Annotated in this window: 31 protein-coding genes and 1 other annotated feature; of the genes, 2 read left to right on the top strand and 29 right to left on the bottom strand. The window is 40.6% G+C overall.

What is annotated here, in order from left to right; genetic code table 11:
* Positions 1-162: 162 nt before the first annotated feature.
* From O3626_RS06335 to O3626_RS06290, 10 genes are all read right to left on the bottom strand, one after another.
* A complete protein-coding gene (locus O3626_RS06335) occupies positions 163-1638 on the bottom strand; it encodes a PTS galactitol transporter subunit IIC (protein WP_049498245.1) in 1476 nt (491 codons plus the stop codon).
* Positions 1639-1736: 98 nt separating this feature from the next.
* Complete coding sequence (locus O3626_RS06330) at positions 1737-2042, bottom strand: PTS sugar transporter subunit IIB (protein ID WP_003002828.1); 306 nt, start codon at positions 2040-2042, stop codon at positions 1737-1739.
* Between the two features lie 35 nt (positions 2043-2077).
* Positions 2078-2554 carry a PTS sugar transporter subunit IIA gene (locus tag O3626_RS06325; protein WP_023918370.1) on the bottom strand — a complete coding sequence of 159 codons (477 nt, stop codon included), beginning with the start codon at positions 2552-2554 and terminating at the stop codon, positions 2078-2080.
* A gap of 342 nt (positions 2555-2896) precedes the next feature.
* Positions 2897-3643 carry a DeoR/GlpR family DNA-binding transcription regulator gene (locus tag O3626_RS06320; protein ID WP_009731217.1) on the bottom strand — a complete coding sequence of 249 codons (747 nt, stop codon included), beginning with the start codon at positions 3641-3643 and terminating at the stop codon, positions 2897-2899.
* A 213-nt stretch (positions 3644-3856) separates the two neighbouring features.
* Positions 3857-4150 carry a 50S ribosomal protein L27 gene (rpmA, locus tag O3626_RS06315; protein ID WP_003002805.1) on the bottom strand — a complete coding sequence of 98 codons (294 nt, stop codon included), beginning with the start codon at positions 4148-4150 and terminating at the stop codon, positions 3857-3859.
* Between the two features lie 17 nt (positions 4151-4167).
* Positions 4168-4512 (bottom strand): ribosomal-processing cysteine protease Prp, encoded by a 345-nt coding sequence (locus O3626_RS06310; RefSeq protein ID WP_003002581.1) that lies wholly within the window; start codon positions 4510-4512, stop codon positions 4168-4170.
* Positions 4513-4527: 15 nt separating this feature from the next.
* Entirely contained in the window at positions 4528-4842 is a 315-nt protein-coding gene (rplU, locus tag O3626_RS06305; RefSeq protein WP_003007734.1) for a 50S ribosomal protein L21, read from the bottom strand.
* A gap of 34 nt (positions 4843-4876) precedes the next feature.
* Positions 4877-4964 (bottom strand) — a sequence feature (ribosomal protein L21 leader region).
* A 137-nt stretch (positions 4965-5101) separates the two neighbouring features.
* The gene (locus O3626_RS06300; protein WP_049492006.1) at positions 5102-5644 is read right to left on the bottom strand and encodes a membrane lipoprotein lipid attachment site-containing protein; all 543 of its coding nucleotides are present in this window, start codon (positions 5642-5644) and stop codon (positions 5102-5104) included.
* Between the two features lie 52 nt (positions 5645-5696).
* On the bottom strand, positions 5697-6917 hold the full coding sequence (gene thiI / locus O3626_RS06295) for a tRNA uracil 4-sulfurtransferase ThiI (protein WP_031573605.1): 1221 nt from the start codon (positions 6915-6917) through the stop codon (positions 5697-5699).
* Positions 6918-6936: 19 nt separating this feature from the next.
* Positions 6937-8079, bottom strand: a complete 1143-nt coding sequence (locus O3626_RS06290; RefSeq protein ID WP_371495921.1) for a cysteine desulfurase family protein — start codon at positions 8077-8079, stop codon at positions 6937-6939.
* Positions 8080-8271: 192 nt separating this feature from the next.
* Between O3626_RS06290 and O3626_RS06285 the strand changes: the two genes are divergently transcribed.
* Entirely contained in the window at positions 8272-8706 is a 435-nt protein-coding gene (locus tag O3626_RS06285) for a DUF6556 family protein (protein ID WP_371495919.1), read from the top strand.
* 220 nt (positions 8707-8926) lie between these two features.
* Here O3626_RS06285 and O3626_RS06280 read toward each other — a convergent pair whose 3' ends face one another.
* The 14 genes from O3626_RS06280 to O3626_RS06215 form a co-directional block, all read right to left on the bottom strand.
* Positions 8927-9367: a hypothetical protein gene (locus tag O3626_RS06280; protein WP_371495917.1), complete on the bottom strand. Its 441-nt coding sequence runs from the start codon at positions 9365-9367 to the stop codon at positions 8927-8929.
* Between the two features lie 246 nt (positions 9368-9613).
* Positions 9614-10057: a hypothetical protein gene (locus tag O3626_RS06275; protein WP_371495915.1), complete on the bottom strand. Its 444-nt coding sequence runs from the start codon at positions 10055-10057 to the stop codon at positions 9614-9616.
* A gap of 34 nt (positions 10058-10091) precedes the next feature.
* Entirely contained in the window at positions 10092-10529 is a 438-nt protein-coding gene (locus tag O3626_RS06270) for a lipoprotein BUG3 (RefSeq protein ID WP_371495913.1), read from the bottom strand.
* Between the two features lie 31 nt (positions 10530-10560).
* Positions 10561-11022 (bottom strand): hypothetical protein, encoded by a 462-nt coding sequence (locus O3626_RS06265; RefSeq protein ID WP_371495911.1) that lies wholly within the window; start codon positions 11020-11022, stop codon positions 10561-10563.
* Between the two features lie 57 nt (positions 11023-11079).
* Positions 11080-11517, bottom strand: a complete 438-nt coding sequence (locus O3626_RS06260) for a hypothetical protein (protein WP_201037534.1) — start codon at positions 11515-11517, stop codon at positions 11080-11082.
* Positions 11518-11554: 37 nt separating this feature from the next.
* On the bottom strand, positions 11555-11998 hold the full coding sequence (locus O3626_RS06255; RefSeq protein WP_371495909.1) for a hypothetical protein: 444 nt from the start codon (positions 11996-11998) through the stop codon (positions 11555-11557).
* 423 nt (positions 11999-12421) lie between these two features.
* Positions 12422-13492 (bottom strand): PotD/PotF family extracellular solute-binding protein, encoded by a 1071-nt coding sequence (locus O3626_RS06250; protein WP_371495907.1) that lies wholly within the window; start codon positions 13490-13492, stop codon positions 12422-12424.
* Entirely contained in the window at positions 13489-14262 is a 774-nt protein-coding gene (locus tag O3626_RS06245; RefSeq protein ID WP_003002847.1) for an ABC transporter permease, read from the bottom strand. Before O3626_RS06245 ends, O3626_RS06250 begins: the two co-directional genes overlap by 4 nt.
* Positions 14259-15065 carry an ABC transporter permease gene (locus O3626_RS06240; protein WP_223346177.1) on the bottom strand — a complete coding sequence of 269 codons (807 nt, stop codon included), beginning with the start codon at positions 15063-15065 and terminating at the stop codon, positions 14259-14261. The genes O3626_RS06245 and O3626_RS06240 overlap by 4 nt, the downstream gene beginning before the upstream one ends.
* A complete protein-coding gene (locus tag O3626_RS06235; RefSeq protein WP_371495905.1) occupies positions 15046-16203 on the bottom strand; it encodes an ABC transporter ATP-binding protein in 1158 nt (385 codons plus the stop codon). The genes O3626_RS06240 and O3626_RS06235 overlap by 20 nt, the downstream gene beginning before the upstream one ends.
* A gap of 208 nt (positions 16204-16411) precedes the next feature.
* Positions 16412-17308, bottom strand: coding sequence for a UDP-N-acetylmuramate dehydrogenase (murB, locus tag O3626_RS06230; protein ID WP_371495903.1), 897 nt, complete (start codon positions 17306-17308; stop codon positions 16412-16414).
* Between the two features lie 119 nt (positions 17309-17427).
* A complete protein-coding gene (locus O3626_RS06225; RefSeq protein WP_371495901.1) occupies positions 17428-18408 on the bottom strand; it encodes a hypothetical protein in 981 nt (326 codons plus the stop codon).
* A gap of 83 nt (positions 18409-18491) precedes the next feature.
* Positions 18492-19358, bottom strand: coding sequence for a homoserine kinase (gene thrB / locus O3626_RS06220; protein WP_371495899.1), 867 nt, complete (start codon positions 19356-19358; stop codon positions 18492-18494).
* Positions 19359-19360: 2 nt separating this feature from the next.
* Positions 19361-20647 (bottom strand): homoserine dehydrogenase, encoded by a 1287-nt coding sequence (locus tag O3626_RS06215; protein ID WP_371495897.1) that lies wholly within the window; start codon positions 20645-20647, stop codon positions 19361-19363.
* A 175-nt stretch (positions 20648-20822) separates the two neighbouring features.
* On the opposite strand from O3626_RS06215, the gene O3626_RS06210 reads away from it, so the two are divergent.
* Positions 20823-21701 (top strand): polysaccharide deacetylase family protein, encoded by an 879-nt coding sequence (locus O3626_RS06210; RefSeq protein ID WP_049472561.1) that lies wholly within the window; start codon positions 20823-20825, stop codon positions 21699-21701.
* Positions 21702-21743: 42 nt separating this feature from the next.
* On the opposite strand, the gene O3626_RS06205 is transcribed toward O3626_RS06210, so the two are convergent.
* The 5 genes from O3626_RS06205 to O3626_RS06185 all read right to left on the bottom strand — a co-directional run bounded on the left by O3626_RS06205 (position 21744) and on the right by O3626_RS06185 (position 25669).
* Positions 21744-22313 carry an HD domain-containing protein gene (locus O3626_RS06205; protein ID WP_049472562.1) on the bottom strand — a complete coding sequence of 190 codons (570 nt, stop codon included), beginning with the start codon at positions 22311-22313 and terminating at the stop codon, positions 21744-21746.
* A 27-nt stretch (positions 22314-22340) separates the two neighbouring features.
* Complete coding sequence (locus tag O3626_RS06200; protein ID WP_049472563.1) at positions 22341-23210, bottom strand: DUF443 family protein; 870 nt, start codon at positions 23208-23210, stop codon at positions 22341-22343.
* A gap of 8 nt (positions 23211-23218) precedes the next feature.
* On the bottom strand, positions 23219-23908 hold the full coding sequence (locus tag O3626_RS06195) for a tandem five-TM protein (protein ID WP_049472564.1): 690 nt from the start codon (positions 23906-23908) through the stop codon (positions 23219-23221).
* Between the two features lie 72 nt (positions 23909-23980).
* Entirely contained in the window at positions 23981-24637 is a 657-nt protein-coding gene (locus O3626_RS06190) for a DUF443 family protein (RefSeq protein WP_080976945.1), read from the bottom strand.
* 69 nt (positions 24638-24706) lie between these two features.
* Positions 24707-25669 (bottom strand): hypothetical protein, encoded by a 963-nt coding sequence (locus tag O3626_RS06185; RefSeq protein ID WP_049472565.1) that lies wholly within the window; start codon positions 25667-25669, stop codon positions 24707-24709.
* Between the last annotated feature and the right edge of the window lie 15 nt (positions 25670-25684).

Below are 25684 nucleotides of genomic sequence, written 5' to 3'. Positions count from 1 at the left end.
GTTAATTTTTCACAAAGAAACATTTTCTTACTTTTGATATTATATTACACCTATTTCGAACGAAAGTCAACATTAAATTGTTTATTTTCGAACATTTTTTTAAAAATATAAACACCATATCTAGAAAAGATATGGTGTCAGTTTTCAAACTACATGAAACGATTATTTTGCATTTGCAGCATATTCTTCGTTACGTTTGATCATTTGTTTTCTGTACCAAGCGAAGATTCCGATATAGAATGCCAAGAAGACAACTACACCAAGAATAGCTTTGATATCACCAGTCGTTGCGTTACCGATTGTCCAACCGAGCAATTTTTCAACTGGTCCTTCAAGAGTTGAGTGAGTGATCAATTGAGTAGAAGCTACCCCTTTAGGGAAGGCATCAACACTCTTAGCCAATTGAGTTGCAAATGGTGCAATCAATGTACCTGAAAGAAGGAAGAGTGGCAAGAGAAGGCTTCCGAAGATGATCATACGGATCAATTTACCGCGTGTTACAACCAACAAGGCTGGAGTTACACCCATAGCGATGATACCAGCAAGTGGCAAGATACCATTTCCGACTTTAGAAAGAAGTACTGCTTCGATCAACATGATTGGTGCAAGTACGTTGGCACAAGCCCAGATTTCAGCACGACCAGCGATAAATGGCCAGTCCAAACCGATGTTGAATTTACGTCCTTGAAGACGTTTAGTAGCAACGTTTGTAATACCTTGTGACAATGGTTCTACCGCTGCGATGAACCAAGAACCGATCAATGAGAACAATTCCAAGCAGACACCGGCAGTCAAACCAAGGCTCAACCAACCTTTAATAACCAATTCCCATTTGTCAGCATCTTGCACACCAGCAACTGGATGTGGAGTACCCATGATACCGATGACGATACCAAGAAGGAAACCGATAAAGAATTTAGATCCCCAGAAACCGATCTTCTTGTTCAATTTAGCAGCGTCGAAGTCGTATTTATCAAGACCTGGGAAGAATTTGTCAAAGATTTTATCCAAGACCATGATGATTGGGTTCATCATGTAGTTCATGTGAGTAGATGTCATAGGTGATGAACTTGGTGCATTCAACAAATCGTCAAATGTTGGTTTCATCAAGTCTGAGTTGATGATTTTCATAACCCCTACAAGGACAACGGCAAGAGTTGCAACGAAAAGTGAAACTCCCTGGCTGACACCGTTGTTGTCAGCATACCATTTGATCAAAAGACCAGTGATAGACAAGTGCCAGATATCGAAGATATCGACGTCAAGTGTATCCGTTTTCTTGATCGCAAGCATGATAACGTTGACGATCAACATAATCAACAAGAAATAAAGTGTCCAGGCAGACCCCCAAGTAATGGTCGCAAGAGGCGCCCAACCAACGTCCGTGATATTCAATTGAATACCAGTATTCTCAACGAATTTTGCAAGAGATGCTGAGAAAGCTCCATTCAACATACCGATGATAGCACCGATACCAGTAAGGGCGATGGCAAGTTTAATACCACCTTCAAGCGCTTTGGAGAATTTCACTCCAAACAAAAGTGCCAATAGAGTTAGGACGATCAACATGATGATCGGAGCACCCATGTCTAGGATGGGTTTGAAAAACTTATTGGCAAAATCAATAATGCCATTCATAATAAATCCTCCCGATTTATGAATTTTTTTGTAATTTACAGCAGAAAGTGTTCCCAATTTTATAATTGGATAACGCTTACAATCGCGTTAAAAAAATATTAACTTAATCCATGTTCTTTAATGGCAGCTTCGATGTTATCAAAGACTGGCGCACTCATCGCTGGAATACGGAACAAGATTGGTCCTGCTTCTACCACAGGAATACCAGGATCGAATCCCAAATCAGTCGCAGCAATTGGAGTAAAGATGTCATAACCAGAAATCAAATCTTCATTGACGTCTTTGACCATGACAGCGTCACAACGCACATCATAACCACGGTTTGACAACTCTTCTTCCAACGCATTCTTAATTTGGTGGCTAGAGTTAACGCCTGCACCACAGGCAGCTAAAATTTTAATCATTTGGATGTCCTCCATTATAAATATTTACGAATGTTTTAGGAAATAGTTTCCGTAATGTATTGATAAAGCTTATCTTCACTATCTAATTTCGATAGAGCTTCGAGATTTCCATTGGATGTAAAGAAATCCATCAGTTGGGCCAAAATATTGGTTTGGCTTGAGCTCGTATTATTGATAATAAAGAATAAGAGTGAAACTTGAACTTCCTTATCTGGAGCAATCATATTATGGAAAGTTACGGGTTGATCCAAACGAACCACGACCACATTCTCAGTGAGATTATGGACAATGTCTGTATGCGGGATCGCCACATTTGGTAAGTCCTTACCAAGAAATTCCATGTCTAATCCAGTCGGGAAAGACTTTTCACGCTCAATCAAAGCGGAACGATAGGTTGGTGTCACAATCTGTCGCTCTTCCAATAAGCTTGCTACCTGCTCAAAGAGATCTGTTTGATCCTTGGCATGTAGGCAAAATACAAGATCTTTGTTAAAGAGTTGATTTAATCCCATTGTTGCCACCTCCTTATCTAACTATTTATTTTATAGCTTCAGTATATCACTATATTGATTGAGTGTCAATCATTTTTTGTCTAAATTTGTTTAATTTTGTTTGTATATCGCTCTAAAGCGCTTTCTATCCGTCATTTTCCAACATCATTAAATCAGTAAAAAGAGAGTGGGACAGAAATCGGTAATTCGTTAGAATTCGATTTCGTCGTCCCACCTCCGCACAGTTAAGTAGGGCTGTAAAAGCTGATAAAATCAGCGTAGTAGAGCCCACTCAACCACTGCGTCTTGCTCGACAATCCAAAGACAATCAAGAGGCTAGGACTTCTGTCCCAGCCTCTCATTTTATATGATTTTCGTATACAAGGCATATTTGTCTTTGATCTTCTTTGGAATACTATCATCAGTAATAATGGCATTCAGGTCTTCCACTCGATAGAAACTATAGAAAGAATAGCTATCAAACTTACTGTTATCAGCAACCACATATTTCTCAATTGCATTGTTTAGAATAATAGCATTACCATTTCCCTCTTCTTCATTTGCTGTGGAAACATGATGCCCATCGATGCCATTGACCCCGATGAAAGCTTTAGAAACCTTGATTTCTTTCAAGAGTTTATTGGCAAATTGACCGACAAAAGTTTGTGTCTTCACCCGGTAGCGACCACCAACTAAGATCAGGTCATAATTTGGAAAATCCTTTAGCTTTTCAAAAATGGGGAGGGAATTGGTGACGATACTGATTTCCTTTCCCTCTAAATAGTCACCGATAAAATCTGTTGTCGTACCTGACCCAATAAAGACGGTATCCCCATTTTCGATCAACTCTGCACATTTTTTTGCAATGGTGCGTTTCTCATCAATATTGATGAGATTTTTCTCACTGTGAGAAGCCTCTAACAAGCTATCTTTTACCTTTTTGTGGGCTCCACCATGTACACGAACTAAAAGACCTTGTTTTTCAAGATCGATCAGATCACGACGAATGGTCATGTCTGTCACCCCAAAGAGTTCCTTGAGTTCTTTGACTGATACCACACTTTTTCGATCCAGTTCCTGAAGAATTTCAACATGTCTGCTATCTTTCATGGTACTACTTCCATTCCTACTATATTTGTCTCTATTATACTATATTTTTCAAAAAACACAAATTCAAACATTATATTAACAAGGGTAAACATGATATTTTTAAATAAATAAAAGAAAAAAGCCTTCTGATAAATCAGAAAGCTTTAATTTTGCTATTTCTAGCTTCCTCACCTTTGGATCAAGGCTCGGGACAAAAAGGTTTAGAAAACCTTTTTATTTTGCGATTGGGTAAACAGAAACTTGTTTTTTATCGCGACCTTTACGTTCGAAGCGTACTACGCCTTCAACTTTTGCGAACAAAGTATCGTCTCCACCACGTCCAACGTTCACACCTGGGTAGATGTGTGTTCCACGTTGACGGTAAAGGATAGATCCACCTGTTACAGTTTGTCCATCAGCTGCTTTAGCTCCAAGACGTTTTGCTTGTGAATCACGTCCGTTTGATGTAGAACCTCCACCTTTTTTGTGGGCGAAAAGTTGCAAGTTAGCAAGATTCAATTTCAACATAATTGTTTTCCTCCATGTTAGTTTTCTGTGATAACTCTTGTTTGGACGAACTCTGAAGAGTTCTCCGATAAGTTTGCCATCCCTAAGAAAAATGATTCAAAGAATAGTTGGGTCATTTCTCTTTGATGTGGTGGAATATCTGTCGGGATTGTGACCCGAAGGAAGCCACCTTCTTCTTCGTTTAATTCTAGATCCGGTTCGTAGCCTGCAAATTTCTCAACAGAGTTGACAAAGTTAATGGCTAGAGTCGAAACCGATGCACACACGACATCAAAGCCATATTCACCGCTTCCAGCGTGCCCAGTGATTTCTGCACTCCTCAGCTCGCCATCTTCGGCTCGTTCAAAGACTGCTTGTATCATGTGTTCTCCTAAAAATTAAGCGTTGATAGCGTTGATGACAACTTTAGTGTAAGGTTGACGGTGACCTTGTTTACGGTGGCTACCTTTTTTAGGTTTGTACTTGTAAGTAACAACTTTCTTTTGTTTTCCTTGTTTTTCAACAGTTCCAACAACAGTAGCTCCTGAAACAAGTGGAGTTCCGACAACAGTGTTTTCACCACCAACAAGAACAACTTCGTTAAATGTAACTTCTTGACCAGCTTCAACGTTCAATTTTTCAACGTAGACTGCTTGACCAACTTCAACTTTAACTTGTTTTCCGCCAGTTTTAATGATTGCGTATGTGCTCATTATGCACCTCCTATGTATTTTTGGGTTTCCCCGTATTTTTGTGAAGACTCGCCTAGCATCGTGGGACGAACCACTTACTCTCATGGAAATGAGCGACGATGTTCGAGCGGTTGCACAGGCATGTGCATAGTCAACTCTCTAAGTATATCACTTCTATCAGACAAAGACAAGTATTTTTGCGCTTTGAAAGCGAATTTTCTTTGAAAAATCTATTTTTTGTATCTTGTAGTTTAAGATCGCATTCAAAACCTGCCTTCATCTACTTATCCTTAAATTTAAAGTCATTGAAGCTCATTTTGGCTTTAGACGAATCGTTCATCCCCTTCATTTTTTCTTCTTGTTCCTTAGTAATTTTTATCGGAATTGCTGCAGCAGTATTTGGTTTTAACACACCCGATTCGCTCACTTCATAGTCAACTGTAACATCTTTAAAAAGCGGCTCTCCATCATATTCCAAATTCAGGACAAAGGATCCATCACGATCGATGGTTGTGGTGGTACGATTCACAATAAAGAATAAGGCGAAGCGGTTTTCCTCATTTCCAAAGGTATATCCTGGAAAAAAGACAAATAATTTTCCAGCTTCTCCAAGCGTTGGATGTTCCTTGATAAATTTTTCGGACGCTTCCAAGACTTCGTTGTCCTGGTCTTTATACTGCTCGGCCCTGACAAATGTGAGGGGTTCTTTTTTTCTACTGCTTGATTGGCTAGTCTTCTCTTCTTTTTTCGGGCCAGTAAACGATACTTTGACACAGCCTGTCAACAGAAGCAAACTTGTCATTAATACGATAATTTTTTTCATCTTGTCTCCTTTAAGTTGGTTAGAAAAAGAGGCTGGATACGCCCAGTCTCTCCTATAGCAAATCCTCAATCAGGTCATCAACCTCGTCTTTTTCTACTTTTGGTGTGATCTCTGTTACGATGATGCCTGCTACAGCTCGCTCAACTAAGGCTTCCACATCCAACCGTTGCTCATACTGCTCTGCATTTTTGAGTTTCGGATTAGTCTTTGGACGATCTGGTGCAAAGATGGTACAACAGTCTTCAAACGGTTGGATAGAGATTTCAAAGGTATCAATCTCTTGGGCAATATCGATGATTTCCAACTTGTCCATGGTCACCACCGGACGGATAACTGGTGTATTGGTTACCGCATTGATGGCCTGCATACTCTCTAAGGTTTGACTAGCCACTTGTCCTAAGCTTTCACCGTTGATAATCACCAAACCACCGCGAACCTCGCGAATACGATCTGTGATGCGCATCATAAAGCGACGGGTCAAGGTCATGAGGTAAGCTTCTGGCGCTTTTGCCTTGATTTCCTCTTGGATCTCTGTGAAGGGCACTTCGATAAATTGGATATTGCCCCCAAACTTGGTCAACTTCCGTGTTAAGTCATGAGCTTTTTTCAAGGCACCTGGACTGGTATAAGGGGGGCTCGCAAAGTGGACCGCTTCGATATCTACTCCACGCTTCAAGGCTAAGTAGCCAGCTACTGGAGAGTCGATCCCACCAGAAAGCATGAGCATCCCTTTTCCAGAAGTCCCAACTGGAAGACCTCCTGCCCCCTTGATGGTTTCATAAGAGATGTAGGCTGCTTCTTCTCGAATTTCAACTTGCAAGTTGATATCTGGCTTTTTCATCTGAGCCTGAATCGTTGGGATGGCTTCAAAGACAGCACCACCTAGGGTTTGATTGAGTTCGCGACTATCGAGTTCAAAAGTGTGATCGCTACGCTTACTTGAGATTTTAAAGGTCAAGCCGTCCTTGTATATCTCCTTCATAATCTCTTGCACCGCAGCTTTCAAGGCTGGTACTGATTTTTCAATCTTGTAAACAGGTGAAAAATTTTGGATCCCAAAAACTTGCTTGAGGGATTCTGCCACCGGCTCATAATCCGTCCCATGTAGATAAGCATGGGCCCGATCGCGGTCCGCTGTCACTTTGACAGCCGGATAAATAGATAAAACATCTTGGATATTATTGCGAAGTTTATTGATGAAACGCATGCGGTTTTTCCCTTTAGTAGAAAGTTCTCCATAGCGAATCATAATTTCTGAATAGGTTAAGGTCATATTGATTTCCTTCTATAATTTAACGTACTTTTCGTGTTTGTTCGTAAATCAGTTTGAACTTGGTCAAGAATTGCTCGACTTGGCTCATGTCATTTTCAATATCGAGACTGAGGCGAACTGCTGTCTGAGCGATGCTCTTGTCCACTCCCATGGCAATCAAGGTACCAGCTGGTTTTCCAGCCTTGGACGAGCAGGCACTGGTGGTCGAGATGTAAATATCAAACTCTTCAAAGGCATGGACCACTACTTCACCACGAACTCCCTTGATCCCGAAAGTCAAGATGTGAGGGGCAAAGTGATCCTCACCAGAAAAGACAGTGACATCTGGATAGTTGGCCAATTCTTTGCGGATCACTTCTTTCATCTGCTGGGTCTTGCTGGCAAAAGCTTCTTGGTTTTCCATAGCTAAGCGTAGGGCTTTTGCGGTTGCTGCGATACCTGCCACATTCTCAGTTGTCGAGCGCATTTCTTTTTCTTGACCTCCACCCGTTAAGAGGGGTGTGATCTTTTTGCCTTCTTTGATGTAGACAAAACCAACTCCACGAAGACCATGGAATTTATGACTAGAGAAGGTCGCAAAGTCCACGCGCTCTGGTAGATAAACTTCTGTTGCTACCTTGGCTAAAGCTTGAACCGCATCAACATGGAAACTAATCGTTGGACGATCCTCTAGGAGAGCCGCAATTTCATGGATGGGCTGGATGGAGCCAATCTCATTGTTGACAGCCATGACAGAGACCAAGGTCGTATCTGGACGGAGAAGGCTAGCCAAGGCATCTACTTTGACAAAGCCACGCGCATCCACTGGAGCATAATCCACTTGGAATCCTTGCGTCTTTAACCAAGCAGCGGACTCCTTGATAGCGGGATGCTCGATGTTAGAGACAATGATATGCTTGCCATAAGGAGCTTTCTCAAAGGCTACACCCTTGAGGATCCAGTTGTCCCCTTCGGTCCCACCAGACGTGAAGTAAATTTCCTCAGCTTTCTTGCCAATTAACTCTGCAATCTGTTTTCGAGAAGCCTCTAAAATACGAGTAGCTTGACTACCTAGATTGTGCAAACTAGAAGGGTTCCCCCAAATCCGAGTGGCCACTTCTGTATAGGTCGCTAGGGCCTCTGGATAAGGTTTGGTCGTTGCTGAATTGTCAAAATAAATCATGTCCTACGCATCCATCACTTTCTTTTTACGTAACTTCTATTTTATCATTTCTAACCGCTTGGTACAAGGATTTGATAAAGAGATATGAGGTAAAATCACTCCATAAAATTCAGTTCTTTTTAGACATTTTTCAGAAAATGACTTATAATAGGAAAGTGTTAAAAAACAATTTTTGATAGAAAGAGAATGAACATGTCACAATATTCAAGAAGCAACAAAAACCAAAAACCAGAGGATACTACAGATTCTAGACCCTCACGTGGTGAAAAAGTCAAACAAGGCCTATCACTATTTCAAACAGTTGTCGCCACGATTGCCAGTCTTTTAGGGATTATCGTCACTTCTTTTACGATTATAAGCCTGCTTAATAAAGACAATCAAAAAACAGAAGATAAACCATCTAGTAGCACCAGCGTCGTCGTGGTCCACGATAAGGGATCTGACTCCAGCGCTACAGATACCAATACAAATACCAATACGCAAACCGATTCAAGCAATACAGATGCTAGTTCACAAAAAGAAACCGATAGCTCATCCGCTACGGAAACCAGTTCATCTGCAGCACAAGACCAAGGTTCCACCGCAACAGACAGTGGCGCAGATACAGCATCATCCGGAACCAACTAAAAATCAGTAAGGGCAACCTTACTGATTTTTTTTGGCTTTCGATTCCAGCTTTTTCTGATTTTTATAGAATGCATCGATCTCATTGTCATACTCCCATTTGAGCTTTGAGCGCTCTTCCTGGATTTGATCCAATTGTTCATATGGAAACCTATTGGGTCTATCTCTGTAAGCTGATTCTGCTAATGAAGCATATAGATTGTCAAAACTGTTCAAATTCCAATTACTCAATAGGTTCTCCTCCTATACTTATATAATCTCCCATAGTCATTTCTTCAAGATTGACAGTTCCATCATCATTAATTGGGATATCTATTCCCCAACCTGATTCTTTAATATTATTTATACCTCCATAAACATTCATATAATATTCAGGAGTTGTCAGTCCACCATCACTCCATTGTGTATGATCCCAATCAATCTGAACGGATTCAACTTTTGAATTTTGTGCTTTGACTAAATCAATAACCTTCTGTTCGTGTTCTTTTAGATAGTCCAGTTGTTTTTTCTTTATAGCTTCCTTATCTTCCTTCAGGTCTTTCGTAGATGAAGAAAGATTCATTTTCTCTTGCTTCGTATCTTCTTTATGTTTCACGGTACACCCTCCTATACTTAGGAGCGCTATAATTGAAGCAACAACCATCATGATTTTTCGCCTTTTCATAAGTCCTCCTACCATTCTGTACAAATTATTCTCTAAAATTGGAAACTGGATAAATGGTATCCCGTATATTCTAGCATTTATAGTTTAAAGACTAAGCTATCACACTACATAGAGCTTTTTAAAACATGAGTTAATAAATTCTTTACCTTCAATCATCCAAACTTTAAATTAACGTTAGTAGCAATATGAACTATTGGTCTATTGCGAACTCATAGCACGTTTTTCCCCTATCATTTTAAGTTCCACTTACTCAAATAACCTCCCCCCTATTCTAATATCGGATCCTATATACATCTCATCTAAATTTAATGTATTGTCCTCATTAATTGGGATATCTACTCCCCAACTCGATTCTTCAATATGATTTATACCTCCATAAATATTCATATAATATTCTGGAGTTGTCAGTCCACCATCACTCCATTGTGTATGATCCCAATCAATCTGAACAGATTCAACTTTTGAATTTTGTGCTTTGACTAAATCAATAACCTTCTGTTCGTGTTCTTTTAGGTAGTCAAGTTGTTCTTTTTTTATGTCTCTCTCTGGTTTTTGTACGACTTTCTTTGAAGACGAGGCCGTTATCTTCTGTTCGGGTCTTTTGGTCAGGGTCATGATTTTTCCTCCAAGAAAAACCAGTCCTAGGATCGGTAACAAAATAATCAAAAATAGTTCCATTTGTCTCTTCATAAATCCTCCTTACGGGCTTTGAATCTTCCAGCTCTTACTCAATATTATCACCCTTAATACTAATATGTTGGCCCATACTGAATGTCATCTTTTGATCAGAATCAAATACGACATCCACCCTCCATCCTGAATCTTCAAGTTGATTGACGGTACCAAAAATTTCTATGACCTCATCTCCACCTTGTGGTGTCCCATTTCCACCATCAATCCATTGCGTTTCGTCCCAATAAATCTGAACAGATTCAACCTTTGAACTCTTTGATTTTAAAAAATCGACGATTTCTTGCTCGTGCTCTTTGAGATAAGCAAGTTGTTTTTGTTTGATCACTTCTCTATCTTCTTTAGTGGAGGAAGAGGTTGCAGTTTGTGCTTGTTTCGTATGAGCATTTTGATTTACACTACAACCTCCAATAATTGTGAAAATTAGCATTAAAACTATTAACTTAAGTGTACATTTCATTTTACTTTTCATGTTTCCTCCTAACACTAATCCTTCTATTTACTTAGGAAAAAATTTTCCAGCCACCGTTTTCCTCGATATAGATATCATTTAGCATCCCCATTTTTTTGATAGTTGGTATGCTATTTTGATCTTCTAGGTAAAAATCAACGGAGAATTTTTTGTTTTCTAATTGATTAATCTGACCAGAAATAGATAAATTGTATCCACCACCCTGAGGCGTTCCGTTTCCAGACTCTTCAATTTGCATACTATTCCAATCAATCTGAACGGATTCGATTTTCGGATTTTGGGCTTTCACAAAATCGACGATTTCTTTTTCATGTTCTCTCAAATAGGCAAGCTGCTTTTGTTTAATGGCTTCTTTGTCCTCTTTTGTGGTTGAAGAGGTGACAGTTTGCGCTTGTCTGCTCTTTTCGCGTTCTTGCTTCACACATCCTACTAGACATCCAAGTGTTGAAACGAAAGCAAGTGCGATCGCCAGATTATTTATTTGTTTTTTCATAATTTTTTCGTTTAAAGGTGATTCCTCTATTGCATCTCTAATTGTCTAACGGACGAATCAATTCTTTTCTACTCGATACAAATTGTCTGAACCAATTGAATCTATTTTTGGCATCCTATTTTCGTCTAACGTAAAATTCAGACTAAAATTTGTTAGATCACTTCCATTGGCATAACCATAAACTAATAGTATTTCGTCACCTCCCTGAGGTGTTCCATTACCTCCTACAACTGTTTTAATACTGTCCCAGTCATAAGACACCTGATGAATATTGGCATTTTGTGCTTTCACATAGGCTGTCATTTCTTGCTCGTGTTCTTTCAGATAGGCGAGCTGTTTTTGTTTAATGGCTTCTTTGTCCTCTCTGCTTGTCGAAGAAGTTGCAATTGAGGCTTGTTTTGTTTGCTCTTTTGATTTTATAGTGCATCCTTCGATACTAAATAAAGCAACTATTGATGTTACTGTTAGCAAAATAATTTTAGTATGTTTCTTCATAATTTATCCTTAAATTTCAACATAGTTCAAAAAACTACTACTCCAATATTTCTTCACCGATGGTTATATGGTTAAATATGGAAATTTTTTTCAAATCAATTGAATCGTCATCATTTATCGGCATAGAGGCGCTCCATCCAGAATTTTCAATATGATTTACTGTTCCATAAACTTCAATAGAATAATCAGGAAACAAGAATCCTCCATCACTCCATCTCACATCAGTCCAATCAATCTGAACTGACTCAATTTTTGAATTTTGAGCCTTCACATAATCAACAATTTCCTGCTCGTGTTCTTTGAGGTATGCTACTTGTTCTTTTTTTATTTCTTCTTTTGATTTTTGTACAACTTTCTTTGAGGATGAGGCTGATACCTTCTGTTCGGGTCTTTTGGTCAGGGTCATGATTTTTCCTCCAAGAAAAACCAGTCCTAGTATCGGTAACAAAATGATCAAAAATAGTTCCACACGTCTCTTCATTTAATCTTCTCCAATCCTTCCTTTCATGACTGAATGGGCCAGTTACTTTCTTTACTATTATAGCATCTTTCATTTGAATCTCAATCTAACTCACTAGTTAGAGACTTTATGCAGCAATCATAAAAGAACCTGCGGTGTTCTGCTAGAATATAGATAATCCTTTTTTACAAATAACAACCTAAATGATGCTAAAAATTCAAATGTTGCATTTTTGTAAAGTATCTAAATATATAATGAAACTTTCCGCTGTGAGAAAAGTGCTAGAAACACCATTGTTTCTAGCACTCGGGAGTTTTGGAACCTTAGGTCCAAAACTAAGTCATGGAACTTCTTCGAAGTTCGCTGACGTCCGTACTCACTTAAGGAAAGTTTCTAAGAGGAGTTTACCTGCAATCAAAAAGGAACCCGGAGGTTCCTTTTGTGTTATTTTCGGTACATCTTGACCTGAAGGTAAAGATCGTTATAGACTCCAAGCAATTTCTTGCCTAATTGTTGATAAACTTCCAAATGGTCCAGTGTTTCATCGCTTGGATAGAAGGCTTGGTCATTTTGGATTTCTTTTGGCAACATAGCTTTAGCTTTTTTATTTGGCGTTGAGTAGCCGACATAAAGAGCATTTTTCAAAGCGTTTTTAGGACGAAGCATGAAGTTAATAAAGGCATATGCTGCTTCTTTATTTTTCACGGTTTTTGGAATGACAATGTTATCAAACCAAAGGTTGCTGGCTTCAGTTGGAACGACATAGCGAAGATCCTTATTGGCATCCAGCATTTGGCTGGCTTCTCCTGAGAAAGTCACCCCAATAGCTGCATTGTTTTGGATCATATAGCCTTTCATCTCATCGGCCACCAAAGCTTTGATGTTTGGCGTCAAGGTGTAGAGTTTATCTACTGCCTCTTGCAATTTTTTGGGATCCTTTTCATTGAGACTATAGCCTAAGGTATTGAGACCAATTCCCATCACCTCACGCGCACCATCGTACATCATGATGTCATTTTTGTACTCTTCACGCCAGAGATCAGACCAATGTTCTGGAACTTCTTTGACCATCTTGGTATTGTAGACGATCCCCAAGGTACCCCAGAAATAAGGAACGGAATATTGGTTGCCCGGATCAAACGATTGGTTCAACAGTTTTGGATCAATGTTTTCCATCCCTTTGATCTTGGATTGATCCAATTTTTCAACCAAATGCTCATCCATCATCTTGGCAATCATGTATTCACTCGGAATGGCAATATCGTAGGTCGTGCCCCCCTGCTTGATCTTGGTGTACATGGCTTCGTTGGAATCAAAGGTATCATATTGCACCTGAATTCCCGTCTCTTTGGTGAATTCCTGGAGCAATTCAGGATCAACATAATCTCCCCAGTTGTAGATGACCAACTTGTCACTATTCTTGGTATTCATGCTGGCTTCGATCTGGTGGCTAATTCCCCAGAGGATCAAGATCACCATGACAATCCCTGTTAGGAATGAATAGAGTTTTTTCATGCTGCTTCCTCCTTTTCACGGGTGATAAAGTAATAACCGATGACCAAGAGCACACTAAAGAGAAAGACAAGGGCTGACAAGGCATTGATGCTGAGGGAAATTCCCTGACGAGCACGTGAGTAGATCTCTACAGACAAGGTTGTAAAACCATTTCCGGTTACAAAGAAGGTCACGGCAAAGTCATCAAGAGAATAGGTAAAGGCCATAAAGTAGCCCGCAATAATGGCTGGTGTCAGATACGGCAACATGATCTCTTTGAGCATTTGCACTTGGGTAGCTCCTAAGTCATAGGCAGCATTAACCATATCCCGGTTCATTTCCTTGAGGCGCGGCAAGACCATCAAGACTACAATGGGAATCGAGAAAGCCACATGACTAGCCAGAACAGATAGGAAACCTAACTGGTACTTCACCGTCGTAAAGAGAATCAAGAAGCTGGCCCCGATCATAACATCTGGCGCTACCATGAGAATGTTGTTGATGGAAAGCAATGGTCCTTCTAACTTCTTCTTAGATTGATAAATATAAATGGCTCCAAAGGTTCCGATCACCGTCGCAATCAAGGCTGACAAGAAGGCCAACAGGAAAGTCTCTGATAAGATCAGCATCAGGCGACTATCTGCGAACAACTCGTTGAAATGCTCAAGCGTAAAGCCCGTGAAGGCATTCATATCTCCCCCTTTATTGAAAGCATAAAAGATCAAATAGAAGATAGGAAGATAGAGGATCAGAAAGACGAAACCTAGATAGAAATGAGATACTTTTTTCATCGTTCTCTCCTTTCTCTCGTTGCCCACATGGTCAAGAGCATGGCAAGGATCAGAACAACTCCGATGGTAGAACCCATTCCCCAGTTTTGTGTTGTCAGGAAGTGCTGTTCAATCGCAGTCCCTAAGGTAATGACGCGGTTTCCACCGATCATCCGTGTCAACATGAAGAGACTCAGACTAGGAATAAAGACAGACTGCACACCTGAACGGACTCCATTCATGGACAAGGGGAAGACCACACGACGGAAGGTATCCCAACGATTGGCTCCCAAATCATAGCTAGCATTGATCAAGTTTGGATCTAAGTCATCTAAGACATTAAAGATCGGCAAGATCATGAAAGGCAACTCGATGTAGCTGGCTACAAAGATAAAGGAGAAATCGGTAAAGAGGATCTGCTGGGGCGCGACTCCGAGAAAGCTTAAAAAGCTATTAATAGAGCCGTCTTGACCAAAGATTCCGATAAAGGCATAGGCCTTGAGCAAGAGATTGACCCAGGTTGGCAAAACGATCAACATCAACCACAACTGCCGGTGTTTGAGCAGCGTCAAAAAGTAAGCAGTCGGGTAGGAGATCAAGAGCGTCACCAAGGTGACGATTCCGGCATAAAGAACCGAATTAAAGCTCATCTTTAAATAGGTCAGATTTTGCGAAGTAAAGAACTCTTTGTAGTTTTCAAGTGAAAACTGCCCTTCAACGTTAAAAAAGGATTGAAAGATAATCATGACTACAGGAGCCAAGACAAAGAGAAAAATCCACAAGAAATAGGGGAGGATAAATAGATTAGAGGTTGTTTTCTTCATCTCTTTCCTCCTCAATGGCATTAATCAAACCAGCTTCTTGCTCTTCCACTTCAACGTACTCTTCGATCCGTGCATCGAATTCTTCTTCGGTTTCATTGAGACGCATGACGTGGATGTCTTCTGGTTCAAAGTCTAACCCGATGACTTCTCCCACGATGGCCTTACGAGTCGAGTGAATCATCCACTCATTTTCCAAATCATCATAGGCAATGATCTCGTAATGCACTCCACGGAAGAGCTGGGTGTCCACCTTGACTTGGAGCTTGCCTTCTTCAGGAAGAGTGATGCGCAAGTCTTCTGGACGAATGACGACTTCAACTGGTTCATTTGGACGCATCCCCCCGTCGACCGCTTCAAAGCGTTTGCCATTGAACTCAACCAAGTAGTCCTCGATCATGCGACCATCTAGGATGTTGGACTCCCCGATAAAAGTCGCTACAAAGTGGTTGATCGGTTCATCATAGATATCAACTGGTGTACCAGATTGGACGATCTCTCCTTCATTCATGACAAAGATCCAGTCACTCATGGCAAGAGCTTCTTCTTGGTCGTGGGTAACAAAGACAAAGGTAATGCCCAAACGTTGTTGCAATTCCCGCAACTCATACTGCATGTCTGTTCGAAGTTTCAAATCAAGAGCTGACAAGGGCTCATCTAAAAGGACCACTCGTGGTTCATTGATAATAGCCCGTGCAATAGCTACCCGCTGGCGTTGACCACCCGATAATTTTTGGATCGAGCGTTTTTCAAATCCTGCTAACTGGACCATTTTCAATACTTCTGAAACCCGACGTTCGATCTCAGCCTTGTCCAGCTTTTTCAAACGAAGGGGGAAAGCCACATTTTCAAAGACCGTCATATGAGGAAACAGGGCATAGGACTGAAAGACGGTGTGGACATCCCGCTTGTTGGTAGGGACATCATTGATCCGTTCCCCATCAAGGTAGACATCTCCAGAGCTAGCATCTAAAAGACCGGCAATGATATTCAGGATAGTTGATTTTCCTGATCCAGATGCACCGAGCAGGGTATAGAACTTCCCTTCTTCCAATTCAAAATTGATATCCTTTAGGACAACGGTTCCGCTATCTTCAAAGACCTTTGTAACATTTTTAAACTCAATAATTGGTTTTTTCAATTCACATAAATTCCTTCTTTACTACGATTACCAAACTGCTTTTCAAACGAAAACGCAGCGGCTGACAGGAAGACCTGTCAGACCACCAATACCTCTCGGGGACTTACTAGACTGCCCCACCTATTTACGGTATCGATAGGCACTCACCCCCTTTCCGACTGATGCTATCGATGTTTACACTATCAACTGTTCTTCAATACTAACATTCTTAGGCTTGGCCGATAATGCGAACTTCTGGTTCTAAACGGACGCCTGAGTGAGCTTCTACTGCCTCAATGACATGGGCGATCAGGTCTTCGTAGTCCTTAGCTGTTCCATTGTCCACATTGACCATAAAGCCAGCATGCTTTTCAGAAACTTCCACACCACCGATTCGATAGCCTTTTAGTCCTGCTTCACTAATCAACTGACCAGCGAAATGGCCTACTGGACGCTTAAAGACCGATCCACAGGAAGGGTATTCAAGAGGTTGCTTGAGCTGACGAAGATGGGTCAAACGCTCCATCTCCTGTTTGATTTGCTCGTGATTACCTGGAGACAAAGCAAATTTGGCAGAGATGACGACAGCACCTGTCTCTTGAATCTTAGAATGACGGTAACCGAAAGCTAGTTCACTCGCTGACAGAGTTTCGATTTCCCCCTCTTTGGTCAAGACCTTACAGGATACAAGGACATGCGCAATCTCTCCTCCATAGGCTCCCGCATTCATAAAGACAGCACCACCAACACTGCCTGGAATGCCACTAGCAAACTCAAAACCTTTCAAACTATGATACAAGGCTACATGAGTCGTGTCGATGAGTTTAGCCCCTGCTTCTGCTTCGACCACATAACCATCCACACTGATATCTCGCAAGCGATCAAACATAATAACAAAACCAGGAATGCCCCCATCTCGGACAATAATATTAGAAGAATTCCCCAGGACCATCCATGGAATATTCTCCTGGTTCGCAAAGCGTACAATGCGTTTTAATTCGTATTGGTTGCGAGGAAAGGCCAGAAATTCAGCATTTCCCCCAACCTTTGTATAGGTATAATGTTTTAATGGTTCTTGAAAACGGATATCAATCCCTTCAAGAATTTGATTCATTTCTTCAATCATCTTTCTGTCTGTTCTCTCTCTATATAAAATACAAACTATTATACCAAATTTTTGACTATTTTTCGACCCTAAAAAACAAAAGAAGGCCCATAGTATTCAGGCCTTCCTTTTACCTTTTATTATGCAATTTTACGTGCGATGGTACGATTCTTTTGTCCATCCAGAGCTGATTTGACTGAAATCCAAGCACCACCAAGAGTAAAGACAGCTAGCAAGCCTAGATTCAAGTAAAAGTTTTCTGGGACGTCCCCTTGGAATGTCGCTTCATTGAGAAGCGACCAGGTCATACCAAATGGCAAATCCAGTTCACTCATAAGCGCCAAAGTATAATCTAATTGGTTGACCAAAAAGACGGTCAAGACCATCAAAATTGCTGAAACTACCACACCTTTTTTAGTCAATTTTTTACCAAGAATCTCATAACCCTTGATGGTACAAAAACCGAGGGCCGCACCTGCCAAAACAGACACATAGCCGAGACGCGCTACTAAGAGGGCAACTGCTCCACCGATGATCACACCGATCACGGCCCCTACAATCCCTAAGAGGAAGTTTTCTTCCCGCGCTTCATAAGCCTCCACCGTGTCTTGCACTTCTGCTTCGTAGGCTCTAAAGGTTGCATCATCGATTAAAAAGATCGCATCACCGATTTGATAGAGGCCGATCGGTTCTTCCTCACCCGTCTCCGCATTCACTTGCACGAATTGGTGGTTGAGTAAGAAATCAACAATATCTTGGATAGCTGTCCATAAGGTTTCGACAGCCTTCCCTTTGGTCATTCCGCCTTTGACGACGATCGAAGTCAAGTAACCATCAAAAGAGATGGCATTAATGGCTTTTGATTGTTCTTTTAATTCATTCCAAAGAATCTCACCGTCTTCGATTAAGTCTCCCTCTGATCCTTGCTTAGCACTAAATGAAATGTTAAAAACATTTTTGGTTTCCGTTCCTTCAATGACTAACAAGAAGCCTTCACGCTCCCCGTACATCACACGAGCTTCGCCATCAAATTGCAGACCAAGATCGGTAGCAATACTATATAAATATTCTGGTTTCATGTTTCCCCCTAGATTTTCAGGAAAGCTTGAGCTTTTCCCCATACTGTTCCCATTCTACCATAGGAGAAGCAAAAAGGACATATACATTCGTATACATCCTTCTTTCATTTGTGTTACATTCGGGTTTAATTCTCAACACGAACGCCAAATGTGTCGATTTTAAGTTGGAAAATCTGACCATCTAGCCCGAGTTCTTCGAGAGCTGCGACAAAGGCTGCTGTATGCTCTGGCGCTAAGAGGTTCATGATCGTTGGGCCTGCTCCTGACAGATAGGTAGCGTAAGCCCCATGCGCATGCGCTACTTCTTTGACCTGAGGGAACTCTTTGACAAGAGATTGACGGTAGCGTTCGTGGAAATGATCTGACTCGATGGAGCGACCAGCCGTCAGCAAATCTCCCTTGAGGAGAGCTGCGATAGCGACATTGGCTACGCTACTAGCTGCAACAGCTTCCTTATAAGACCATTCTTTCGGTAGGACATTGCGGCTATCGCTGGTCTTCAATTGGTAGCTCGGTACAAAGGCCACCAGGTCACAGCTTGGGAAGTCAGCCGTGACATATTGGACATCTTCACCGATGTAGCTAGCGATGACCATATTTCCAAAGATAGCCGGAGCTACATTATCCGGATGACCTTCGATCTCGGTCGCGATGCGTAATTTCTCAGCATCTGATAGCTGGAGATTGGCTAGTTGATTGGCCAATTCAATCCCTGCTACAATGACAGAACTAGAAGAACCAAGACCACGCGCCAAAGGCACTTCACTGGTCATCTTGATATGATGTGGTTGAATAGCTGGGGCAATCGACAGGGCTGTTGAGAGTAAGAGGTTTTTCTCGTCTGTCGGAATCCCTGCTCCTAGATCATGCTCAATCAACCAAGCATCTGCTGGTTCAAGCACTTCAATGGTCAAATAACGAGTCACGGCAATCCCAACAGAATCAAATCCGGGCCCTACATTGGCACTGGTTGCTGGAACAATAATCTTCATGCTTATTCTCCCAAGACCTTAAAGGTATTCAAGAGTTCGAAATTCGGCTCTGAATCCAGTTTTTCAACCAAGTTCTTGAATTGGGTTTGATTGACTTGGTGGGTGATGATGACCACACTTGCATAGTGACCATCAGAGTTTTCTTGGAGGATTTGCTTGAAGGAAGCTCCTTCTGCATTAAAGATCTCCGCGAGACGCAAGATTTGACCAGTCGCATCTGGTGCCTTGATTGAGAAGTAATAATTGTTCTTCACATCTTCAGGCTTAGCCAATTGAAGAGGACGACTGTATTCATTGAAGGCTTTACCGATCGTTCCTTCTTTTAGACGACGGACAATGCGAACGAGGTCGGCAACGACACTTGTCGCAGTTGGTTTTTGACCAGCACCTGGTCCATAGTACATAGACTCACCAATCCCGATGGATTCCACATAGACCGCATTCATGACGTCATTCACACCAGCAAGTGGGTGTTGTTTTGGAAGGAAGGTTGGTGTCACCTCTGCTGCAATCCCTGATTGCGTTTCAACGATCGAGCCGACCAGTTTGATCACATAACCAAGGCTTTGAGCGACAGAGACATCTTGTGGAGTGATCTGGCTGATCCCTTTGTGACCTACTTGGTCAAATTGGATGTTCATCCCAAAGGCAAATTGACTCAAGATCACCATCTTGTAGGCTGCATCAATCCCTTCGACGTCATTGGTTGGGTCACTTTCAGCGTAACCAAGGCGTTGCGCTTCTGCTAAAGCATCTTCATAAGTCCAGCCTTCTTCCACCATTTTGGTCATCATGAAGTTGGAGGTTCCATTGACTACACCGAGTACTTTGGTCACCTTGTCAGAAGCCAAAGAATTCACCAAGGTCCGAAGGATTGGGATCCCACCCGCTACAGCTGCTTCATAATAAAGAGCTACTTGGTGTTTTTGAGCAACCTCTAACAATTCACTTCCATGAACAGCTAGAAGGTCTTTGTTAGCAGAGACCACATGCTTACCTGCTTCAAGAGCACGGGTGATAAAGGTCTTCGCTGGCTCAATCCGGCCCATCAATTCAACCACGATGGCAATCTCTTTGTCTTCAATGATCTCATCGACATTGGTCACAAAGTTGTAGTCATGGCCAGCCGCTTGCAAGCTTTGCTTTTCCGCATCATCGCGAACCAAGACCTTGGCAATCTCGATTTCATCTTGAGCTGCCTGGGTAATTTTTTCATGGTTTTCTTTTAATAAAAATGGTACGCCACTAGCAACAGTACCAAAGCCTAGTAAGGCAATCTTAACAGACATCCTATTGACTCCTTGAATTTTCTATAGTAGCTCCATTATAACAAAATCTTGAGCGTTTGACAGCCAATTGCCTTAAAAAGTCTGAATTTTCATGACAGGATCAGCCTGTAGCAAGTTCTGGAAAAAAACATAGAATTTGTGGTACAATAAAGAAAACAATGAAAGCGGTGACACTATGAGTAAACGAAGAGTACCTAAAAAAATCAAAACCCTACTTGGAATCAATGCCTTCCTACTGGTCTGTATCTTTATTTGTAGCTTTCTTCTGATCAAGCGCATCACTCAACCCAGTGACGGAAATACAAGTGGCACTGCTGTGACACGTTCTCTCGAGGAGGATAGCTCCTCTATCGAGTGGACCCGAGTGAAAAAGCCGGTCAAACTGCCCATCCTCATGTACCACTCCGTGCACAATATGGCTGAGTCCGAAGCTGCCAATGCCAATCTAATTGTCGATCCAGAAACCTTTGAGAGCCAACTAAAGGCCCTGAAAAAAGCGGGTTACTACACATTGACACCAGAGGAAGCCTATCGCATCCTCGCTAAGAACGAAGTGCCCAAAGGAAAGAAATATGTCTGGCTGACCTTTGATGATGGCGTCGAGGATTTCTATACCATCGTCTATCCACTTCTTAAGAAATACAAGATGACGGCCACCAACAATATCATCACAGACTTTACCCAAAAGGAAAAAGAAAATGTCCTGACTTTTGACCAAATCAAAGAGATGAAACATGCTGGTTTGACCTTTGAAAGCCATACGGTCAATCATCCAGACCTAGCCAATTCCAGCCTTGAGACCCAAAAGAATGAGCTCGTCGCTTCTAAACGCCTGCTAGATAAGGTGCTGGATCAAAATACCAGCGTTATCGTCTACCCATCTGGTCGCTACAGCCAGGTCACGATCGACCAAGCCAAGAAAGCTGACTACAAACTAGGCCTCACCACTAAAAATGGACTCGCCAGCTCCGCTGATGGCCTCTATTCCCTCAAACGAGTTCGGATCCTTCCAACCACTACAGGAACGGATCTCCTAGCCATGATCCAAGAATAAAGAAAGACCCCTGTCTGAAATGATTTCAGACAGGGGTTCTTGTTAGAGTTCCTTCTCTAGTTCATTTAGAAAGGTGATTAAAAATTGATGGCGACTTTCTGCCATTTGTTTGGTAGTCTCCGTGTTCATTTCATCTTTTAAGAGGAACAACTTGTCATGGAAATGTTGGACGGTATCAGTAAGGGGTCTCCCTTTGTGGCCACCATAGGAAAAAGTTCGCGCAATTCCTACAGCTCCTATCGCATCCAGGCGGTCTGCATCCTGGACAATCTTGCCTTCTAACGTTTCTGGTTGTTTACCGCGATTTTTGCTGAAAGAAACAGCATTGATTACCCGACAAATCTGGTCGATTTGGTTTTTAGGAGTACCGATCTCTTCTAGAAACTTACGAGCATTCGCATTATTTTCTGTTTGAAACAATTTATCATCATCAGCATCGTGAAGAAGAGCAGACAAGCCCACTATCTCCAGATCACATGGCCCTTCTGCTTGTGCGATTCTCATAGCATTGGTATAGACGCGGAGGGTATGCTCCACATCATGGCCATCCGCTCGATCAGCAAATAAGGTTTTCACATACTGCTTAGCAGCAAAAATTCGTTCTTCGATCATCGTTCTTGTCCTTTGTCGTTTCTTACTTTAATCAATCTCATGATAGGCTTTACTTGCCTTTTCCAAATCGTAATATCGATCAAATTCTTCTTTAGTCTGTGTTGTATGGACTTGTCCATCTCTTGATAGCTCAGCTGGAGTCGTGACATCTTGATAGAGATTCACACCCTTCTTCATAAAGAGTTCAAATACAGCAATACTTTTTGCATATTGATCCGCAATATTCTGAGGTTTTATTTTCACTTTGTAATCCACCACTGGTGAAAAAAATAGCACATTACCTGAAAACATGAAGATCGATAAAAATAACAACAAAACTATATGAAGGATAAAGTTTGGGGCAATATTACTAAATATTGCACTAGATGAAAATACAACCAACCCAGCAAAAAAAGTTGGAGCCATCATTGATGATAATCGATGCTTTCTATCATTTGCGACGAGGTATATCTTTATCGGGTGGTTGCGATTCACAATGTTGGTCATCGGTTTCCGAATGCTTATCCATATACGAATCCCTATTACAAGGCTATATACTAGAAGCAAGATTCCCAGATTTAGCACATGCGAAGAAAAATAGAGATACTTTTCAATAGGAAAGGCTTTAGACAAAAGCATGGCAGTGGCACCCCCACCAAAAGCTGAAGCAAGACCTTTCTTCTGAGTATCTTTTTTATTGAGAGCTTTAGAAAGATCCGAAGGAGCTAGAGACTGCACTTCTTCCCTGGTTAAAGGATAGGCTAGATGAGGGATGAAGCTTAAAATCCATGGAAAGAAATAGCTGATGAGAAATGGACGATCGGCATCGACTAAATAAGACTCTCCGTCCATTTGTAAGATCCGGTAACGAAGATTCATTTTTGATAAGTGTTCAATTTTTGCTTTTTTAGCATGCAAAGTTCCTTCTAATTTTCTTTGTAAACAGATTGATCCTCATCCATTGCTTCCAGTCTATCAAATTCAATGTATTCTTTACGATATGCATATTCCATAGGAATACTACCTGACTCTATCCAAATACAAAGATAAGCCAACATGCCATTGATATAAAGAAAACAAGCTTCAGTTCCATCATGAGTATTCATATAGAATCCAAACATCATAAAGATCGGAATTAGAAAAAGATAAGCATGAAATTGTCGCTGCTTCTTTACATTTCGAAAGACAATCTTATACTTTGGACGATTGGGTGTGAGTCGTCTGGCAATTTCATTTCGAGATTTCCAAAGGATTCCCCTATAAATGACAAAAGCTACCAGAATTGAAATTAGAAATAACAAGATTTTTAAATAGAGATTCTGACTAATGCTATAATATCTAAAAATTCCAGCCCCTATTCTATATAGAGCCGAACTAAGTGCAACACTAATACTTATCGCTATCGAACGTCTACCTTCTGGAGCCATTTTAATCTTTTTGTCAAAGTTCCTATTTGAAGCCTCTAACTCTATGATATCCAACTTGAACTCCTTAGGAGCAAATCCCCAATAGTAACGTTTAGATGTCAACGAATTTGAATCTAAAACATACCTTTTTCCATTCATTTCAAGGATGCCAAAATAATAGACATCCAAGGCTTTAAAATTAACTTCCATTTATTTTATTCGATCACTTTCTGAATTGATGGTATTTGCCAATTATGTAACTCCTACGATATCACAAAACTTCTATTGTTCTTCTATGTTTTCAAGAACAATTTGACCTTGCTTATAGGGAAGAGCAATTGGGAAACTTCCAAGAGTAAACATGAAAAAGAATAAGGATACGATTCCATTGATTACCAAAAAAGCACCTTCAGTTCCATTATTTTCACCAAGGAAGAAAAGTAAACAAATGAAAATTACCCCGACTAAAGGATATACTCCTCCGTTACTTTTCTTAATAGTTTTAAAGGTAACTGTGTATTTACGGCTGTTTTTAGGAATCCATTTATCTGCTTTTTTATGGGCCACCTTTAATGAAATCAGAATGGCAAAATAAGAAATCAGCATTGAAATTGCAAAGAGCAATAACTTTAATAACACTTGCTCACTAAGATTGTTTTGAATAAAAAGCCGCTTTAGAACATCATAACCAACTTTGACAATTGGTTGGACAATGATGGCTGCCATTGTAGTACTGACAGGTGTTGTAGGCTTAATTTCGAAATGATTGTTATTCTTTTCGATCTCCACCATATCCACTGTAATCGTATCTGTTTTAATTCCCCAGTAGTAACTCTTAGGACTCATTGTACTCGTATCCATGATATACTTTTTCGATTCTTGATCTATCTGGACAATCTGAAAACAGGTCATATTTGAATTTTTAAATTTTAGTTCCATTTGTTTACTCATTTTTATTTTTAATATTTTCAACGTAACTTTTTCTTTTCATAATATTTCTTACCCTTTCTACTCTGGATGATTAGCAGACCAAACCTGCAGTTCATCGTAGGATTTTATTTGTGTTTTCTCACCAGTCTTTGGATCCGTCGCATAGACCTCTAACACATCCTGCCCCTTTGGTGCAAACCAATGAAGAACTGTATCAAACCACTCTTTGGTTGAGTACTGTTTAGGTCTCATATATAAACGAGCTAAATTCTTTATATCCTTAGCCATTTCTGGATAGTCTTGTGCAAAATTTGTATTGGAAATATCTATCTTTTCACGATCTTCTTTTGAAAGTAAGGTATCAATATAACCAGCTGTGAATTTCAAATGGTACTTCTCTTGCATAGCTTGTCGAATGTTATTATATACATTCCCCTTTGACAATTCCTGCTCAGCGACAGAAAAAGTTGATTTCCCATAATCCTCAAAATTTTCAAGATCTTCAATTTTTTGATTCGAAATATCAACTATGATTTTTCTACTATCATTATTTCCAACTTTATACAAAGTTACCGGTATGTAATCCTTGTTATCTGCATAATACTGACTGATATCGTACGCGCCTCGATACTCTTTTTTCCCTAATAATTGATATACTTCCGTCTTTTTACTTGGAAAGCCAGTAGCATTCAAATCATAAGAAATAATATTAAAATACTCATCTTTTGCAATTTTAGGTGAACCATTTTTCTCTCTATCAATCATACTTTGATTGATCTCTTTTTGATGGACATCCAAAACCGAAATATAATCTTGACCGAATGCTATCCCACCTATACCATCTTTTTGTACAATAAATACAAATTTATTATCATCAAAAAGATGAATTATAGGTTTCTCAGTTTTCGCATCTATATATTTCTGCTTGATTTCTTGCTGTCTCGTTTTTCCATGCTTTTGAACTTGCTTCCACATATAGAATGATCCTATACTTACTAAAAGGACTAGCACTCCTACTATTTTCTTTATCACTCGTTTCATTTCAACCTCCACGCT

Origin of the sequence: Streptococcus sp. 20925_1_77 (assembly GCF_041432125.1) — a bacterium.
Lineage (GTDB): Bacteria > Bacillota > Bacilli > Lactobacillales > Streptococcaceae > Streptococcus.
The sequence above is the reverse complement of the archived record's forward strand: the minus strand, read 5'-3'. Positions and strand labels throughout refer to the sequence as shown.

Excerpts from the sequence above, each read along its gene's own strand:
- O3626_RS06260 (WP_201037534.1), bottom strand. The coding sequence starts at position 11,517 with ATGAAGAAACATACTAAAATTATTTTGCTAACAGTAACATCAATAGTT.
- rplU (WP_003007734.1), bottom strand. The coding sequence starts at position 4,842 with ATGAGCACATACGCAATCATTAAAACTGGCGGAAAACAAGTTAAAGTT.
- O3626_RS06330 (WP_003002828.1), bottom strand. The coding sequence starts at position 2,042 with ATGATTAAAATTTTAGCTGCCTGTGGTGCAGGCGTTAACTCTAGCCAC.
- O3626_RS06310 (WP_003002581.1), bottom strand. The coding sequence starts at position 4,512 with ATGATACAAGCAGTCTTTGAACGAGCCGAAGATGGCGAGCTGAGGAGT.
- O3626_RS06270 (WP_371495913.1), bottom strand. The coding sequence starts at position 10,529 with ATGAAAAGTAAAATGAAATGTACACTTAAGTTAATAGTTTTAATGCTA.
- O3626_RS06250 (WP_371495907.1), bottom strand. The coding sequence starts at position 13,492 with ATGAAAAAACTCTATTCATTCCTAACAGGGATTGTCATGGTGATCTTG.
- O3626_RS06275 (WP_371495915.1), bottom strand. The coding sequence starts at position 10,057 with ATGAAGAGACAAATGGAACTATTTTTGATTATTTTGTTACCGATCCTA.
- O3626_RS06195 (WP_049472564.1), bottom strand. The coding sequence starts at position 23,908 with ATGGAAGTTAATTTTAAAGCCTTGGATGTCTATTATTTTGGCATCCTT.
- thrB (WP_371495899.1), bottom strand. The coding sequence starts at position 19,358 with ATGAAGATTATTGTTCCAGCAACCAGTGCCAATGTAGGGCCCGGATTT.
- O3626_RS06265 (WP_371495911.1), bottom strand. The coding sequence starts at position 11,022 with ATGAAAAAACAAATAAATAATCTGGCGATCGCACTTGCTTTCGTTTCA.
- O3626_RS06215 (WP_371495897.1), bottom strand. The coding sequence starts at position 20,647 with ATGTCTGTTAAGATTGCCTTACTAGGCTTTGGTACTGTTGCTAGTGGC.
- O3626_RS06225 (WP_371495901.1), bottom strand. The coding sequence starts at position 18,408 with ATGGGGAAAAGCTCAAGCTTTCCTGAAAATCTAGGGGGAAACATGAAA.
- O3626_RS06240 (WP_223346177.1), bottom strand. The coding sequence starts at position 15,065 with ATGAAGAAAACAACCTCTAATCTATTTATCCTCCCCTATTTCTTGTGG.
- rpmA (WP_003002805.1), bottom strand. The coding sequence starts at position 4,150 with ATGTTGAAATTGAATCTTGCTAACTTGCAACTTTTCGCCCACAAAAAA.
- O3626_RS06210 (WP_049472561.1), top strand. The coding sequence starts at position 20,823 with ATGAGTAAACGAAGAGTACCTAAAAAAATCAAAACCCTACTTGGAATC.
- O3626_RS06335 (WP_049498245.1), bottom strand. The coding sequence starts at position 1,638 with ATGAATGGCATTATTGATTTTGCCAATAAGTTTTTCAAACCCATCCTA.
- O3626_RS06320 (WP_009731217.1), bottom strand. The coding sequence starts at position 3,643 with ATGAAAGATAGCAGACATGTTGAAATTCTTCAGGAACTGGATCGAAAA.
- thiI (WP_031573605.1), bottom strand. The coding sequence starts at position 6,917 with ATGACCTTAACCTATTCAGAAATTATGATTCGCTATGGAGAACTTTCT.
- O3626_RS06185 (WP_049472565.1), bottom strand. The coding sequence starts at position 25,669 with ATGAAACGAGTGATAAAGAAAATAGTAGGAGTGCTAGTCCTTTTAGTA.
- O3626_RS06285 (WP_371495919.1), top strand. The coding sequence starts at position 8,272 with ATGTCACAATATTCAAGAAGCAACAAAAACCAAAAACCAGAGGATACT.
- O3626_RS06190 (WP_080976945.1), bottom strand. The coding sequence starts at position 24,637 with ATGGAACTAAAATTTAAAAATTCAAATATGACCTGTTTTCAGATTGTC.
- O3626_RS06290 (WP_371495921.1), bottom strand. The coding sequence starts at position 8,079 with ATGATTTATTTTGACAATTCAGCAACGACCAAACCTTATCCAGAGGCC.
- O3626_RS06325 (WP_023918370.1), bottom strand. The coding sequence starts at position 2,554 with ATGGGATTAAATCAACTCTTTAACAAAGATCTTGTATTTTGCCTACAT.
- O3626_RS06255 (WP_371495909.1), bottom strand. The coding sequence starts at position 11,998 with ATGAAGAGACGTGTGGAACTATTTTTGATCATTTTGTTACCGATACTA.
- O3626_RS06245 (WP_003002847.1), bottom strand. The coding sequence starts at position 14,262 with ATGAAAAAAGTATCTCATTTCTATCTAGGTTTCGTCTTTCTGATCCTC.
- O3626_RS06300 (WP_049492006.1), bottom strand. The coding sequence starts at position 5,644 with ATGAAAAAAATTATCGTATTAATGACAAGTTTGCTTCTGTTGACAGGC.
- O3626_RS06205 (WP_049472562.1), bottom strand. The coding sequence starts at position 22,313 with ATGATCGAAGAACGAATTTTTGCTGCTAAGCAGTATGTGAAAACCTTA.
- O3626_RS06280 (WP_371495917.1), bottom strand. The coding sequence starts at position 9,367 with ATGAAAAGGCGAAAAATCATGATGGTTGTTGCTTCAATTATAGCGCTC.
- murB (WP_371495903.1), bottom strand. The coding sequence starts at position 17,308 with ATGATTGAAGAAATGAATCAAATTCTTGAAGGGATTGATATCCGTTTT.